At 46.4% G+C, this 15694-nt stretch carries 12 protein-coding genes; 7 read left to right on the top strand and 5 right to left on the bottom strand.

All coding sequences use genetic code 11. The features are described from left to right. The first annotated feature begins 12 nt into the window (after positions 1-12). The 3 genes from ACI1P2_RS24165 to ACI1P2_RS24175 are packed head-to-tail and all read left to right on the top strand — an operon-like array spanning position 13 to position 4153. Positions 13-456 carry a hypothetical protein gene (locus tag ACI1P2_RS24165; RefSeq protein ID WP_355323922.1) on the top strand — a complete coding sequence of 148 codons (444 nt, stop codon included), beginning with the start codon at positions 13-15 and terminating at the stop codon, positions 454-456. Between the two features lie 60 nt (positions 457-516). Then, entirely contained in the window at positions 517-1266 is a 750-nt protein-coding gene (locus tag ACI1P2_RS24170) for an RQC-minor-1 family DNA-binding protein (protein ID WP_355323925.1), read from the top strand. Next, a complete protein-coding gene (locus tag ACI1P2_RS24175; protein WP_408976330.1) occupies positions 1190-4153 on the top strand; it encodes an AAA domain-containing protein in 2964 nt (987 codons plus the stop codon). Before ACI1P2_RS24170 ends, ACI1P2_RS24175 begins: the two co-directional genes overlap by 77 nt. A gap of 134 nt (positions 4154-4287) precedes the next feature. Here ACI1P2_RS24175 and ACI1P2_RS24180 read toward each other — a convergent pair whose 3' ends face one another. Beyond that, positions 4288-5226: a DMT family transporter gene (locus ACI1P2_RS24180; protein WP_355323932.1), complete on the bottom strand. Its 939-nt coding sequence runs from the start codon at positions 5224-5226 to the stop codon at positions 4288-4290. A gap of 224 nt (positions 5227-5450) precedes the next feature. Further along, positions 5451-6614, bottom strand: a complete 1164-nt coding sequence (locus ACI1P2_RS24185) for an MFS transporter (RefSeq protein ID WP_355323935.1) — start codon at positions 6612-6614, stop codon at positions 5451-5453. A 128-nt stretch (positions 6615-6742) separates the two neighbouring features. Between ACI1P2_RS24185 and ACI1P2_RS24190 the strand changes: the two genes are divergently transcribed. Next, positions 6743-7051 carry a winged helix-turn-helix transcriptional regulator gene (locus tag ACI1P2_RS24190; protein ID WP_355323938.1) on the top strand — a complete coding sequence of 103 codons (309 nt, stop codon included), beginning with the start codon at positions 6743-6745 and terminating at the stop codon, positions 7049-7051. A 335-nt stretch (positions 7052-7386) separates the two neighbouring features. Here the strand turns inward: ACI1P2_RS24190 and ACI1P2_RS24195 are convergent, their stop codons facing one another. From ACI1P2_RS24195 to ACI1P2_RS24205, 3 genes are all read right to left on the bottom strand, one after another. Beyond that, positions 7387-7794, bottom strand: coding sequence for a DoxX family protein (locus ACI1P2_RS24195; protein ID WP_355323941.1), 408 nt, complete (start codon positions 7792-7794; stop codon positions 7387-7389). Between the two features lie 83 nt (positions 7795-7877). Beyond that, positions 7878-8654, bottom strand: coding sequence for a pirin family protein (locus ACI1P2_RS24200; protein ID WP_355324022.1), 777 nt, complete (start codon positions 8652-8654; stop codon positions 7878-7880). Between the two features lie 60 nt (positions 8655-8714). After that, a complete protein-coding gene (locus ACI1P2_RS24205; RefSeq protein WP_355323944.1) occupies positions 8715-9164 on the bottom strand; it encodes a MarR family winged helix-turn-helix transcriptional regulator in 450 nt (149 codons plus the stop codon). 623 nt (positions 9165-9787) lie between these two features. On the opposite strand from ACI1P2_RS24205, the gene ACI1P2_RS24210 reads away from it, so the two are divergent. The 3 genes from ACI1P2_RS24210 to ACI1P2_RS24220 all read left to right on the top strand — a co-directional run bounded on the left by ACI1P2_RS24210 (position 9788) and on the right by ACI1P2_RS24220 (position 15678). Beyond that, positions 9788-13315 carry an S-layer homology domain-containing protein gene (locus ACI1P2_RS24210; RefSeq protein ID WP_355323947.1) on the top strand — a complete coding sequence of 1176 codons (3528 nt, stop codon included), beginning with the start codon at positions 9788-9790 and terminating at the stop codon, positions 13313-13315. Positions 13316-13689: 374 nt separating this feature from the next. Then, positions 13690-14754 (top strand): glycosyl hydrolase, encoded by a 1065-nt coding sequence (locus ACI1P2_RS24215; RefSeq protein ID WP_408976332.1) that lies wholly within the window; start codon positions 13690-13692, stop codon positions 14752-14754. Positions 14755-14778: 24 nt separating this feature from the next. Beyond that, positions 14779-15678 (top strand): GGDEF domain-containing protein, encoded by a 900-nt coding sequence (locus ACI1P2_RS24220; RefSeq protein WP_355323953.1) that lies wholly within the window; start codon positions 14779-14781, stop codon positions 15676-15678. The last annotated feature ends 16 nt before the right edge of the window (positions 15679-15694 follow it).

Genomic DNA, 15694 nt, shown 5'->3' on the forward strand with positions numbered 1-15694 from the left:
GGAGGGACATCGTTGGGGAAGAAGAAAAAGAAAAGTACAAATACACCGCGAGTCAAAAGAATGAACAGGGAGAGGCGGCTGCAGTCAGCTGCAGCAAGTTGGCTGAAGTCTTATGACGGGAAAAGCTACATCCGGGGTTATCGCAAGCATTTTGGTGTTAACACAGAGACGGCCATAATAGAGCTCCGCATGTTGGGAGTAGCGGTAAGCGATGATGCCGCCCAGAAGGCTAGAGAAGGTGAGAAAGAGGCTGCAAGGGCAAGACAGATCCGCAAGGAAAAGAGGCTGCAACGCCAGCGGGAGCAGCAATTAGGCGAAACTCCTTGGTCTGACGGAACGCTTGCATATATTGCCGGATATACGGGATGGGGCTTTCCGTATGGTATAACATGTGGGGAAATGGACAGGCTTGCCGATGAGGAAAGCCTTTACGCTACGCTCCCGCCGGAGCTGTGAGCCACAGTCTCGTACAGACTGAGTTTATCTGATTTTTGATAGACTGGAGGGTGAAGAGGGATGAAGAAGCGTGTAAAACCATTGCCGGACCCTGAACTGCGGGCTATTTTGCGGGCTGCCGACGATATTATTGCCCAAGGTGGAAGGACGCTGCTTGCGAAAATTTTGAAAGGTTCAAAGGATCGTAAGGTGCTGGGGCTTGGATTAGATCAAAACCCCTCGTATGGTTACTATAAAGACATTACATTAGAGCAGATCATGGATAAAGTGGATCTGATGATCCGGACCGATTTTTTGGAAACGGAGATGAGCGGCAAGTACCCTCTGATTGTGTTTACTTCCCGCGGATGGGCAGTCGAGAGGGAGAGACGGGCTGAAGAGTTCCTGCAAGAATGGGATCACTGGCTGGAGAATAACGTAACACCGCTCAGCATGGAGTATTTGAAAGAACGAAATCGGGGAATGATCTTCTTGCTTTTGTACAAAATTTTATGCTCCAGGAATAAGAAGTATATTCCTTTCTTGGCGTTGTGGGAACCCATTGATTTCAAAAAAGTACGGGCTGAAATCCGTCATGTGATCCAAGCACTGCAACAGAGCGATGATCTGGATGATGCGGAATGGAAACAGCTAGTGGCGGAGCGGGCCAAATCACTGATCATTCGCTCGAAAGACCCGATTTTTTTGGGATGCCGGTCCTGCGGAAGTCCTTTTATATTTGATGATACGAATCTTGAATATTACACGAGCGATGGTTTACGGTTTCCGGACAAGTGTCCAAACTGCACGGAAGATCAACTTCTTCATTGATATCATCTTATATAAGCTTATCTTAGTTCTTTTTATTGCAGGAATTAACACCCCAATTGGCGAAATTTGTATTCGTATATCTTACAAAATTCGCATTAAATCGAAAGGTCCTTCTTCTATGAACGAGGAATATTATTTAGTTTTAGTCAAGGGCAAGGACAAAACTACCGAGATTCAATCATACGAAGTCAGAGAGTCGGTAGTTTGGATCACCTATCGAGGGTCTTTAAAAACATACCCATATGCACTAAGAGATGTTGTGTTTGCACAGAACCCGGTTATCACAGAGATTACAAGTGAAATGGTGGTTTATCATAAGAATATTCCGCTGAATAATGTTAAACTCACAATAGATTTTGGGTCCAAAATCAGAATAAAATTCAACAATAACACCAGTCGCGTATATCATGCAGATTCGATTCGGGTAGAGAGCAGCAGTGTAACGACAAATACGGCTAAATCTATTATGCATTATTTAGAGACAATCTCTCATTATACGCGCATTACAGAAGAGAACTCGGAAGAGGAAGCATTCCTGGAAAAGCAATTCAAAAAGCTCGCATTTATTAGTCCGAAAAGTGTATTGAGTTGTTATCTAAATGGGGATCCGATAAAAGTAGAACCCAAAGCCGTTTCTAATACGATATTCCCATTCAATTTTAATTTAAGTCAGAAGGAAGCACTGGATAAGGCACTGTGTAGTCAGATCTCCATTATTGAGGGGCCACCAGGCACTGGAAAAACGCAAACCATCCTTAACATTCTAGCCAATCTTGTGGTTATGCAGAATAAGAAGGTGGCTGTTGTATCAGGAAATAATGCCGCTGTTCAAAATGTGTGGGACAAGCTGGAGGCGAAAGGGTACCATTTTCTCGTGGCTGCTCTTGGCAATACGGAGAATAAGAAGAGGTTTTTTGCAAATCCGCCTTACCAAGACGTAACTATGTGGAAAAGTGAAATAGATGAAGGCGAACTGTTGCAACAGATTAGAGAGATTGACGTTCAGATTCATGAATTGATGGAATTGGAAAGAAATAAAGCCCAACTTCAACAGTTGTTGTCTGCCTATCGGTTGGAATGGGAGCACTTCAAAACTTATTTTGCTAAGCAGGATATTGAACAAATCGGTAGACTCTCGTTTTATCGTCAAACACCAGATAAAATATTAACCTTCTTAGCAGATAGTCATATAGCCTCGGAGCAAGGTAAAACTTACAGCATTCTCCATAAATTAAAGCTATTATTACGACACGGCTTCAATGATTTTAGGCGGCTGAAGGATCGAGAACTGGAAGTGATTTTAAATTTTCAAAGAAAATATTATGAGCTTAAAGTCAGGCAATTGACTGAGCAAGTAACAGCTATTGAACGTAAACTAGCCCAAAATTCTTTTAAAAACCTGCTAATGCAACATCAGCAATATTCAGAGAAATTATTCCGTCATAAACTCTATCAAAAGTATCTCAATTACAAACCTGTTCAGGTAACCGCCAGCTCTTATATGAAGAATTTTGCCAAGTTCCTGGAGCAGTATCCTATAATGCTAAGCACGACACATTCTCTTCGGAATTGTGTGCCTAACAACTTTCTTTTTGATTACGTCATAATAGATGAATCTTCCCAGGTTGATCTTTTGACAGCAGCACTGGCACTTTCCTGCTGCGAAAATGTCATTATTGTAGGTGATGTAAAACAGCTGCCCCAGATAGCCGACATGAGTATAGAGGAGAAATTAAATGGTGCCGTGGTGGAGCAAGGTGGACCCTATGACTATTTTAGACACAATCTATTGTCCGCTATGGTCAAATTGTATGGTAATGCGGTTCCTAAGGTGATGTTGAGGGAGCATTACAGGTGTCATCCCCAAATTATTGAATTCTGTAACAGGAAGTATTATGATGGGCAGCTCATAGCGTATACTACTGAACAGGAAGGGGATAGTCCCTTGTTAATCTACCGAACGGTAGCCGGTAATCATATGAGAGAACTGACGCATGGTCAGAAAGGAAAGTTCAATCAACGAGAGCTTGATGTGATTGAGCAAGAGGTGCTTGTGGACCTGAGAGCAGCAGCCAGCAGGTATAGTGACATTGGGTTTGCGACTCCTTATCGAAAACAAGTTGATAAAGCGTCAAATCAGCTATCCCAGACCATTGAATTCGACACCATACATAAATACCAAGGTCGTGAAAAGCCAATTATGATCATGTCGTCAGTACTAGATAGTTCAAAAGCGGGAAAGAAGGGCCTTAAATTTGTCAATGACCCCTGTATGATCAATGTAGCAGTTTCCAGGGCTCAGCAAAAATTCATCCTGGTCACCGATCATTCTGTATTCCGCAAATATGGTAACGAAATTGGTGATTTGATTAGGTACATGGAGTACAGTACAGTCGATGACAACATAGTTGAGAGTGAGATCGTATCTGTTTTTGATTTGCTGTATAAGGAATATTCAGAGAAATTAGAAGCTTTCAAGAAACGGATCAAGCAGAAATCGAAGTATGCATCTGAGAATATCATGCGAACCTTGCTGGAGGATATATTGCATGAGCCACCTTACAATATGCTTGAGTTAGGTAATCAAGTTTTTCTTGGAAATTTGTTTGCTCACATGGATAAGCTGAAGGAAGAGGAACGCCGTTATATAAAAAATGGTGCTTCAGTTGATTTTGTTCTCTATAATAAGCTTGATAAATCTCCAGTTCTTGCAATCGAGGTCGATGGATTTGCGTTTCATGAAAATAATCCAAGGCAGCTAAAACGAGATTGCTTGAAGGATAGTATTTTTAGAGCCTACGAACTTCCCTTGCTTAGATTTGCTACAACAGGAAGTGGTGAGGAGCAGAGGATTAGGGCGGATTTGAATGTGATTTTACAGAAATAACTATGATTTCTCACCCGACGACATCAAGTAACTTAAAGCACCCGGAAGCAGCAAAATTCAAGCACCCGCTTGGCCGTTTAGGCCTGGCGGGTGCTTGATTGGCTTCGCTAAAGAGTGGCAGAACTGGGCTTTTGCTACGCTTGAGCACTGTTGGCATGTTCCGTTTCCGCCTCATGTTCCGTCTGCGCCTGCCGGGCATTTCTTCGGTCCAACAAATATCGGCCCCAGAAAGTGGCGCCAATAATCATAAGGCCGCCAAGCACATTCCAGAACGTCAATACTTCACCGCCGAGCATGACCGCAAACAAAGCCCCGAAGACAGGTTCCATCCCCATCAGCAATCCCACACGCGAAGGAGAGGTTCGACGAATAAACACAAGTTGGGCATAGAAGGCGAAGATCGTGCATACGACAGACAGGTACAGCGTACTTAACCAAAAACTCGCAGAGACAGGGATATAGAAAGAAGAGGGGCCTTCGACGATGAGGGTTGAAAATCCGGAAAGAATGGCCACGACTCCCAGCTGGATTATCGTTAATGCGCTGCTGTCATACGTTCTGCCGTTCGTTAATTTTTTCGTATAAGTCATCTGGGTTGCTCTTAATAAAGCGGCGGTAAAGATCAGGATGTCTCCCCAATTGAAAAGAAGGTTCTCTTTTACCGTAAGCAGGGCGGTACCTGCGAATGATATGGCCACAGCAAGCAGAAACAAATAGCCTGTAAATTTGCGGTTCACTTTCCACTCCACTAGTGGCGTTAAAATGATTATCAAGCTAATGATAAAAGCTGAGTTGGACGCGGAAGTAAAACGGATTCCCCACGTTTCAAATGAAAAAATAGCGTAGATAAACAGTCCGAAAATGATCCCTGTGATCCAGGTGTCTTTGGAGGCTTTGATTAAGCTTTTCAACGTGAAGGGCAGCATGATTAGAACGGTGATGAGAAATCGCAGAAACAGGAATAAAAAAGGTTCCGTCTCATGGAGCACAAATTTAGCCGTTATGTAACTGGAACCCCACGCGAGCGATACAAGGAGCAGTGCGACATCCCCGATCCAAGGCTGGCGATCCAAAGAGGATAAACGATTTGTTTGACGATCTGGCCTCGTAATAAAGATCTTCCTTTCGCAAAGGTAAATTCACTCTTGGGTATAAGCGACCAAATTAGTGATAAAGATATATTACTTCATCTATCAACTCACGTTTATCACTCTCAGTTCGATGTACAGCCATTGTAAAATTTTCGAAACTTACTCGTCAATCATATTTTTGGATTTATAACGATTCTCGGGGATCATTACACTGACTGAACGCGTTTTCTGCCCGCGACGACGCCGATCGCCCAGGCTGACAGCCCAAGCAGCAGCAGAATACCCGAGATCCAGGGGTGATACGCCAGCGTCGCTGCCTGGTTAACGGCGATGCCGCCAATGCCTGCTCCGGCCGCCAGCCCCAGGTGGATGACGGATGTGTTTATGCTGAGTATAAAATTAGCAGAATGGGGTGCCTTCTGAATAAAATAGCTTTGCATGGCCGGTCCCGCAGCAAACATGGCCAAAACAGCACATGCGATCAGTATAAATCTGAATCCCGGAACGGGGCCGGATAAGGGAAGCAGCATGAACGCTGCCGCATGAGTCAGAAGGGCATAGCCTATGACGACGGCGGCCCCCCAGCGGTCGACACCGTACCCGCCTAACCGGGAACCGACGGCGCCGATCACTCCCAGCCCCAGCATAACAAGCCCCAGCTCTGATGTTTGCAAATGATACAGCTCCTGCAAATACGGCGTTAAATACGTCATCATCACCGAATTTCCGCCCTCGCGGAACAGAGTAATTAACAAGCCTATGATCACGGCAGAGCTCCCCAGCCATTTGAATTGCTGAAAAAACGGAGTCGGTTCGTCTCCTTCCATCTCCGGCAGCAGGCGTAACAGGACAATACCAATCACGATGCCCAACAGCCCAAGCAGTACAAAAATGGATTTCCAATTCAGCCACTCAGTGATTGTAATACCCGCGGGCACACCCAAAATCATGGCCGTGCTAAAGCCGAGAATAATGGTTCCGATCGCGCTGCCAAGCTTTTCGGCCGGCACCAGCTTGGCTGCTATGCCAAATGCGGTGACCAGAAAAACGCCGGAACTCACGCCAAGTATAATCCGCGACACAATCAGCATGGCCGCCGACACACTGATGGCCGATAGTGCGCAGCCCGCTGTGAAAGCAACCATGGCCGAGAAAAGAAGCTTTTTACGGCCTATGCGGGATGTCAGTGATATCACAACAGGGGTGCCAATGGCAAATGCAAGTGAATAAAAGGTGATAAGCTGCCCGGCAGCGGCAAGCGAAATGCCCATATCGTTAGCAATGATGGCCAGGATACCGGAGATAACCAGTTCCGAAGTAGCCGTCAGAAACACCGCCAGCGCAAGCAGGTAAATAGCTGATCGATACATGAGTACCATTCCCTTCCTAAGTCTTGGTTGTATTATAATTAAGAAGCTATACTTAGATAAGAAGGCAAACTGAATGGATATAAACCAAATAAATTGATCAACTATACTTTGGAAAGTGGTGGTACATCATGAATATGAACGAGGAGTTTATGCATACCTGCGCATTCCTGGAGGTACTTGAGGCCAAATGGTCGATTCTCATTATTGCCAAGCTGGCAGCCGGACCGAAGCGATTCAAGCAGCTGCATCGTGACGTGGCTGTCGTCAGAACACAGTCATTAACGAACGCGCTTAAGCATCTTGAGGCGAAAGGGATCGTGCACCGTAAGGTATTTCCTACCGTGCCGGTTTCGGTGGAGTATAGTCTGACGGAGAAGGGGATGGACTTTAAACACTCACTGACCGAAATGGAAAAATGGGCGCTCAGATGGCAATAATTCGCTGTGATCCTAAGCCGGGTCAAGCAAAAGTTGCACAGGGGCCTGCCGCCTACCAAGGTATGGAGGGATGAGGGGGAAAATCCGGAGACCGGATTTCATCGCACACAAAACAAACACGTCCGGATAATATGGATGAATGCGTTACCGCTCACCCAAATATTTCCGGGAGGCAAAACGATCCCCGGAGCCGGACCTAATCGCAGAGTACCCCTCCGCAGAAAATGAATCGTACGAAAAATGCGAGCCCAGGACGGAACGTTGTCTGTCCTGGGCTCTTTTGCTATATATGGAGCAGCCTATATGGGGCAAACCTAGCGTTCTTTTACATTTCATTAGAAAATATTCAATACAGCATCCAAAGAATAAGCGCCTGCTCCAGTCAATGCGATACCAACGGCTGTCGCGATCAGAACAAGGTTATACTCATAGCCGTTATTGGTTACCCAGAGACCGTTTTTGGCGTGTACAGTTTTTATGGCGCCAATCATGCCCAGGATGATGAACAATGCTCCGATTGGAGTCAACAGTCCGAGGGCAAACAGAAGACCTCCCAGAAACTCCAGGAGTCCGGCTATGACTGCCATCGTGACACCGGGTTTAACGCCGATCGATTCCAGCCATCCGCCTGTTCCTTTCGGACCGTGACCGCCAAACCAGCCGAACAGCTTTTGCGCACCATGTCCCACAAACAACAAGCCTACAACCACACGTACCACCAATAATCCAATTGCCATCGACATTTTAATCATCTCCTGATTTTGATTTTATTTTGATAATCTCTAATTAGAGATATATGACGTGAGTAACGTTTACATTCCTGATATTATCGCTTCGGTTGAAGCGGATAACTTACGGTTGTCGGTACCTTGATAAGAATCAGCCGCAGAATCCCTTTATTCGGGTTTGTGATTTCCACCGTTGTATCTGAATCCGCGTACCCAACAATGAAATCTTTATGATGAAAAGGAATGGGCTGCTTCGCTGCGCCAGCTTCTCCCCAGGCTCCGTCTCCGCGAATGGCAAGAGCCGTTAAAGTATAGCCTGCAGGTACTATATGCTCATACTTGGCTTCAGCGCTGACTTCAACATCCCACACTTCAGCGTCAGCTACAAGTTCGATAGGGGAGCCGCTGCCAATTACCGTTTTTGCATTATAGCCTGCTTCATAGCTTTCAAGTGGGAAATCTGCATGCTCATATTGGTGATAGGCCGGTTGTCTCTGCATCGCTTCCTCTAAATAAGGCTCAAACCAGATTTGAAAAAACTCCGTATCCGGACTAAGCTTCTCCTGATGGCTGACACCCGAGCCGGTTTGCATGATCTGTACCCCGCCTGCGCCCACTGCACTGTCTGTTCCCGCGGTATCTTTGTGATAGGATGTCCCTTCCACCACGTAGGTCAAAATCTCGAAGCCCTCATGAGGATGCAGACCGATTATGGCATTCGCACTTGAGATTCCCCATGCCCAGTAGAACAGAGGCCCCACACGTTTGATGACCGAGCCTTCGCCCGAGAAGCCGATGGGCTTTTGTTCCTTGATTTTCCCGCCGTCAAATTCGCCTTTTCCCTGCATGGCAGGTGTGTACACTCTTGGTTGCATCAATAATCAGCCTCCTTTTGAAAATATAAGATCACTTCTATATGAAGGATAAAGGTGCGCCTAACTTGGCTTCACGCTTTTCCCCAGCTTCTTGAGAAGGGCAATCGCCGCCTCCTGATCATCCTGGCTTGCTCCACTCATTAAATGATGGACCGTCGCCGCATGGTCTGGAAAGATCCGATTGAACAATTCATCGCCAGCGTCCGTGATTTCAGCATAAATCACTCTACGGTCCTCCCGGCAAGGAACGCGTCTTAACAGCCGCTTCTTCTCCAGCTTGTCAATATTGTAGGTGATGCTGCCGCTTGTTACTAATATTTTTTCCCCAATTTGCTGTAAAGGGATTCGCCGCTTCGTATACAGCACCTCGAGAATCATGAATTCGGAAGGGGACAGGCCGTATTGCTTTACATCCTTTATGACCTGCTCTGAAATCGCTTTGTATGCTTTGGAAAGAACAACGAATAGCTTGAGTGAAGTTGCCTGAGCATCGTCCAGTTGATGAGACATTGCAATCACCTCTCATTTACCTCTTCTTTAAAAATCTCTAATCTGAGATAAATATACAACGGAGATATCAAGGCGTCAATGTTTTTTTGTTTATAGGAAAATATGATTTTTGTGATCTGTGGATAAGATGTGCATAAAATTGGGGATAAGTTGGTAGGTTTTGACGCTTTGTCACCTGTAAGATGATTTTGTTCTTGAAAGCGTGACTTGCACACGAGCCTCTTTTTGGCTTGTAGAGATTTTGTAGAGGTAGGACCGTTAAACTATGAGGTGCAGTAGATGTTGGAATTTGGCGAAAATATGATGCCTCACATTTCAACAGAAGGAGATTGTGTAAAGGTGCCGGCCTATTTTGCAATTCCAGCCAAGAAACGATGTGAAGTTAATTGGCGAACAAAGGAGGTTACTGGAGTAAGAATAAACAGTTACCCTTGTAAAATGTTTGAAAAAAGGGATTGGGGAATATGAGAGCAACGGCGCTTGAATTGGAATCATCGACACATCATTTTATAAAAAGGGGGGAAATCTGCTAACAGAAAGAAATCTGCAATATAGCATTCTTATATGCTTTCGTTAGCGGGAAACAGTTGAAACTAAAAAATCGAAGAATATTGTCTGTGCTAATGGCAATCGTTATGGTATTGACGATATTGCCTTTTCAGCCGTCACAAGTAAGAGCAGCGGCCGCACCAGCACTTGATCTTGGCACGCCTGTTCGATCATCCGAAACGGCCTATCAGCTTTCAAATGCCGCATTTGGAAGCGCAGGGGTTGTTGATCCAGCGGGTGGATACTTTACAGTGGCTGTAAATAATGGTTCGATTGCCGTCGGAACTCTTGCCAGCAGTATTACCGAGCTGACGAATGGCATAAAAATCATTGATGTTGTCACTGACCAATCTACACCTACCAATCGGGTATTCAATTTTTCTGGCAGCAATACTTATGCTGACATCCAAGATGCAATTGAAAAGTTGACATTTACGCAAGCTTCAGGAAAATCCCAAAAGGTCACAGTAAACGTGATGCCAGGGGCGCCGTTGAGCGATGGAAAAACATCTGTCCGTACTTACAATGGACGCCATTTTGTATATGTGGCAAGACAGAATAGCATGACCTTTAACGATGCTGTGACTACTGCGAGGAACAATAGCGGGCATCTTGTGGAGCCGTCAAAAGATCATCCTGAAGAAATGCTTGCCATTGCCAGTTTGTTCAAGGAATTTAAGAGCCCCTGGGCTGGGACCAATTGGAGCTTTATAAGCTTCATAGGTGCCACTAAAACAGCAGCGGCAACGAATTGGAGCACTCCTGCTTATAGTGAGACAAGGTATGTAACCAATGGTCAGCCAACAGGTCTTGAGTCATCAAAAGAATTTGTAGACAACGGACAGCTCGACCATCTTACACTACTGCTGGACACCAATAATACTAAAATAGGTTACTTAGCCGTGAATAATACACATGGTGGCTCTAGCGCCTACAAAGATCCGGGAGTTATCGTAGAATATAATGCCGGTGTCATAAGCGACGTCATCATGGCAACCACAGATGTTGCAAGTTTTAAAGGCGGTATCAAGGATGTAACGTCGGCTGTTTATTCGGTTTATGAAGGCTCCGGCGCAATCACTGCAACCCCTCTTGACGTAAGTACGGTGATGAGCATTACCGATCTGAACGGGGACCCGGTTACAGGATATAAAGCTTATGACCAAAAAGGCAATGAAATTCAACCTGATGCAAACGGGTGGTATCCAAGTAACGGAGAACCAATCGTCTTCAGGCCTTTATTGCCAGGCGGAACTTACAAAGTAGTCGCTTCGACGACGTTTGATGCAGTTACTACTCCGAAGACGGCTACGCAATCAGAAAAAGTTACATTACCGACAGTAACAGTGGACGAAAACGTTGCAACAGGACAAGATCCAGAACATCCTGGTAAAACAACCATTACTGTCGATCCATCATCGAAGCTCGTTAAATATGCAATAGCTGATGAACAAGGCAATGTGGTGAGCGAGTGGGTACCAGGCACAGGCTCGGAAATAACTTTCGATAACCTTGATCCGAATACCAATTATCAAATTGTGGCCATTCCTGTCGATACAGCTGAGCCGCTTCCAACGACGGGCGTAACGGGCACAATCGTTAAGACTCCGGAAGCGGACAATCAGGAGAAGTCCCTATTAAAGGAATTACAAGTAACCGATGAGGACGGTTCCAAGATTGGCTTGAGTCCGGAGTTTGATCCAAATCAAACCAGCTACAAAGCTACGGTAAGCAATGATGTGTACAGCATCAGCATTAACCCGGCTGCACAGTATCCGGAAGATACGGAGATTCGGGTCAACCTGAATGGCGTGAGTGTCTCCGCAGATGATTGGGACAACCTTCCGCTGCAGGAAGGCAAGAATACCGTAACCGTTGGTGTCTATGACAAGAACGGCAACCTTTTGAACGAGTACACGATTGAAATTACCCGTGAAAGAGCGAGCATTGGCGGCAAGCTGACTTCACTCGTTCCATCCGAGGGAAGCTTGGACCCGGCCTTTAATCCGGACCGGACATCCTACACGATGAGTGTGGGGAAAAGCGTGTATGAGATGCAGCTCACTCCAACATCGCTTGATCCAAACGCCAAGATTGAAATCCGGGTGAATGACGGCGAATGGCAGGAAGTAACCAGCGGCAGCCTTAGCGATCCTCTTGCGCTGAATCGTGGTTCGAATACCATTGTTGTCCGGGTGACGGATGAAGACGGTCAGTCTAGAGAGTATACGGTGACGGTCTACAGAAGCTCCGGCAGCAGCAGTAATGACGACGATAACAAAGGCGGCAGTGGAGGCGGAGGTGGCGGAAGCACAACCAAGCCGACAACACCAGACACTTCAGATGCTCCAAAAGGTAATCTCGACGTTACCTTGAACGGTAATGATAATCCGTTTGCAACCGGAACGGTATCGACTTCCAATGGTCGTACGGTAACGTCGGTTAAAGTGGATCAAGGTAAGTTGGCCGATGCGATCTCCCAAGGTAATGGCCAGAAGCTGGCGATTCATTCGCCAAGCGAAGGCGACATGAGCGTAGAAGGTTTGACAGCGGAGACGCTTAAACAACTGTCCGAAAAAGGAGCAAGCCTGGAAATCAGCAACTTGCTTGCCATCTATCCAGTTCCAGCCGGCAAAATGGACCTGTCCTCGGTAGCAGATCAATTGGGTAATGCCGCACTGAGCGACATCGGTGTGCGCATCGACATCAAGCGTGCATCCGAAGACGTGATTGCCTCTGCGAAGAGCAAGGCAGCGGCGGCAGGCTACGAACTGTTGGTCGATCCGGTTGATCTGGATCTGACGTTCAGCAATGGCGGCCAGACGGCGAAATCCGGGCAACTGAACGGATATGCGGTGAGATACATCGCTCTGCCGGATGGCATTGATCCAAACCGGATTACAACGGGTGTAGTAGTGAATCCGGACGGCAGCGTATATCATCTGCCAACTGTCATTACGAAGATCAACAGCCGTTATTTTGCACAAATCAACGATCTGCGCAGCAGCGGCACTTATTCTGTGATCTGGAATCCGCAGGATTTTGATGATGTAAGAAACCATTGGGGCAAAGAGGATGTTAATAACATTGCGGCGAGACTGGACCTGAAAGGGAATGGGAATAATACATTCTCGCCAGACCGCAGCGTAACACGCTCCGAGTTCGCGGAGATCGTGGTTACCGGCCTGGGTCTGATGCGAACGGATGCTCCACAACCGAATTTCACGGATGTGTCGGCTTCCGCTTGGTATGCGAAGGCTGTAGCAATCGCAAACGAATTTGACATCGTTCGTGGTTACGAAGATGGCAACTTCTACGGCGACAAGCAGATTACTAGAGAACAAGGCTTCTCAATGATCGCCCGCGCATATCGCCTGATTCAATCCGAGGATGCGGCCGGACAAGATACTACCGCCCTGGCCCAATATACAGATGGGGCGAAGGTATCGAACTGGGCCAAAGCGGATGTGGCGCAATTGATCCAAGCAGGCATCATCCAGGGCAATGGTACTAAACTCAACCCGCAAGCGACGATGACGCGTGCGGAAGTGACGGCACTGATCGCCAGAATGCTGAAATCTACCAATTTGATTGATCAGTAAAAGCAAGTCTATTCTTTGACTCCAACTTCCAACAACTATTTCATTAACTACCCCGACAACCACTGACGGCATGAAGCTGTCAGTGGTTTTTTGATGGAATAATTGTTTTTTTTGTAGAATCTTGTAGAGTTTCTGTAGAGTTCTGTTTGTTAGAATATGAAATAATATTTTTTTTTTTGCCCTTTGGGCTTTTCTTAATCCAACAACCATTGGCGGCTTGATGGCCGTCAGTGGTTGGTTTTTTTGTTTCATAAATATGTATGGAATGTTTCCATAATATGTGCTTCAATAGGAGATATGGTCTAAAAAAATAAGTACTAAAGCACAAATTCATCAGAGGTGGCTGAATGCACAAGAGACCCTCAGGATTCGTGATGATCCTGTTATCGGTATTTCTTATTGGCGGCAGCATTGCCGCATTTATGTATTGGAAGGAAAACATGCGCAAATCCCAGACAACCTCCACGGAACAGTTTATCGAGCAGTACATGACCAATGCCAACGGTACATTGGCAAGCTATCTCAAGGAAGGAACTTCTACGGTACCGGAGATTGTTGCGGGAAGAGAGGCGCTCTCGGAATCGGTAGGACTGTGGATGCAGTATGCCTTGCTGAAGCAGGACAAGTCCCTGTTTGATTCTAGTTATGAGCTGTTAAAGAGCAAATTTATCATGCCTGAGGGTTATATCGCCTGGAAGCTGACGGAAGACGGGCAGTCCAATGTGACCACCAATGCGCTTGGCGATGATTTCCGGGTTATCGATGCCTTGGGGAAGGCGGCGGATCAATGGGGCGAGGAGAGCTACCGGGTAACGGCGGATAAGCTGTCACGAACGCTCGTTTCATCCCTCATGAAGGATGGGTTTTTTGTTGATTTTCATGATTTTTCAAACGGCCATTCGGCGAATACACTCAGCCTGGCTTATGTGGACATGTCCGCCTTATCAAATATGACCCGCAGCGGGGTTTTGGAGCAGACTGTTTACGAACGACACAAGCAGCTGCTGACGGATATGCCGGATGACGGTGTCTTTTATCCGAAATTATATGATATCGATAAAAAAACCTACATTTACGATGATTCAGTCAATCTGATCGACCAGCTGCTCGTCGCTTTGAACTGCGCGGAAATCGGCCATTCATCCGATAAATTGCTTACATTCCTTAAAACTGAATTCGAGCAGAAGCATCAAATCCAGGGACGTTACAGCAGAGAAACAAAGCAGCCTGATGCGCCCTATGAATCCCCTGCCGTCTACGGGCTGTCCATTCTGCTGGCGTTGAAATCGGGAGATACAGAATTTGCCCGTCAGCTATATGATCGTATGCTGCAGTTTCGCGGGCAGGACCCGGACTATCCCGGAGGTTATGTGTTTGACAAGGATACCCATTTATTCGACAATTTGCTTCCCCTGATCGCAGAGGAAACCATGAATTAAAATCCAGAATGTGCAGGTGACATCATGACAACAGAAAGAATGAGACAGCTTAGTAGAAAAACGCCTCTATATGGAGTGGTATGGGGATACATATTATTGATTGCAATTGCTCTGCTGCAGGAGCAGTTTGTCTTTCTGGACATCTATTTATCGCAAACCTATACCGTGCAGGATTTACTTTTTAATGCGGCGGTGCTTGTGGCTCTGGCGGCCGGCCTGCTGCTGCCCGTCGGAGTGTCGGTCGTCGGGATATTTGTATTTCTCGTATGTTATCTCGTATGGCTCGCCACTTATGCTCCGCCGGAGGTATTGGCTATTTCCTCATTTCTGCTGATTCCGGCCAATGTTCTGGCAGCCGCACTGATTAAAACGTATTTGATCCGAAGCAGCCGGTTCCTGGAGCGCATGGAGGAGCTGGAGCGGACAAATCCGCAAGTTGATCCCCATACGACGCTGGGCAACAAGGATGCGTTTGCGGATGCGATCAATAAGCAGTCCAATCTGGCCCGCAGACATCCGGACAGGTACGGTTTCTGCGTGGCTATGTTTAAAATTGAATTTTTGCCGCTTGTGCAGGAGTCACTCGGTTCACAGGGGTATGCATCGTTTCTGAGAGATTTGTCCGACACCATCCAGAAGCAGCTCCGCTATGAGGATTACAAGTTCTTTATCGATAACGGCCGCTTTGTCATTATTTGTCCGATGACCCCCGCGGAATTTTTGGAATCCCTGACGGATCGTATTAAAAAAGCGATGATGGATGTTCCTTTTACAGACTTGAAAGGAAGGCCGCTCAGGCTGGTGGTCCGTTCGGGTGCTCTCGTGTTTCACCCCGAGCAGTTCAGCAAGTATGAGAATATTGACGGTGTGGTCGCCGCTTTGGAAAGAAATACCGAAACGGATCTTATCGGCGAGTATATTTAAGGGAAGAGGTTTGACA

This window comes from Paenibacillus jiangxiensis (assembly GCF_046098255.1).
In the GTDB taxonomy this organism is placed as follows: domain Bacteria; phylum Bacillota; class Bacilli; order Paenibacillales; family Paenibacillaceae; genus Paenibacillus; species Paenibacillus jiagnxiensis.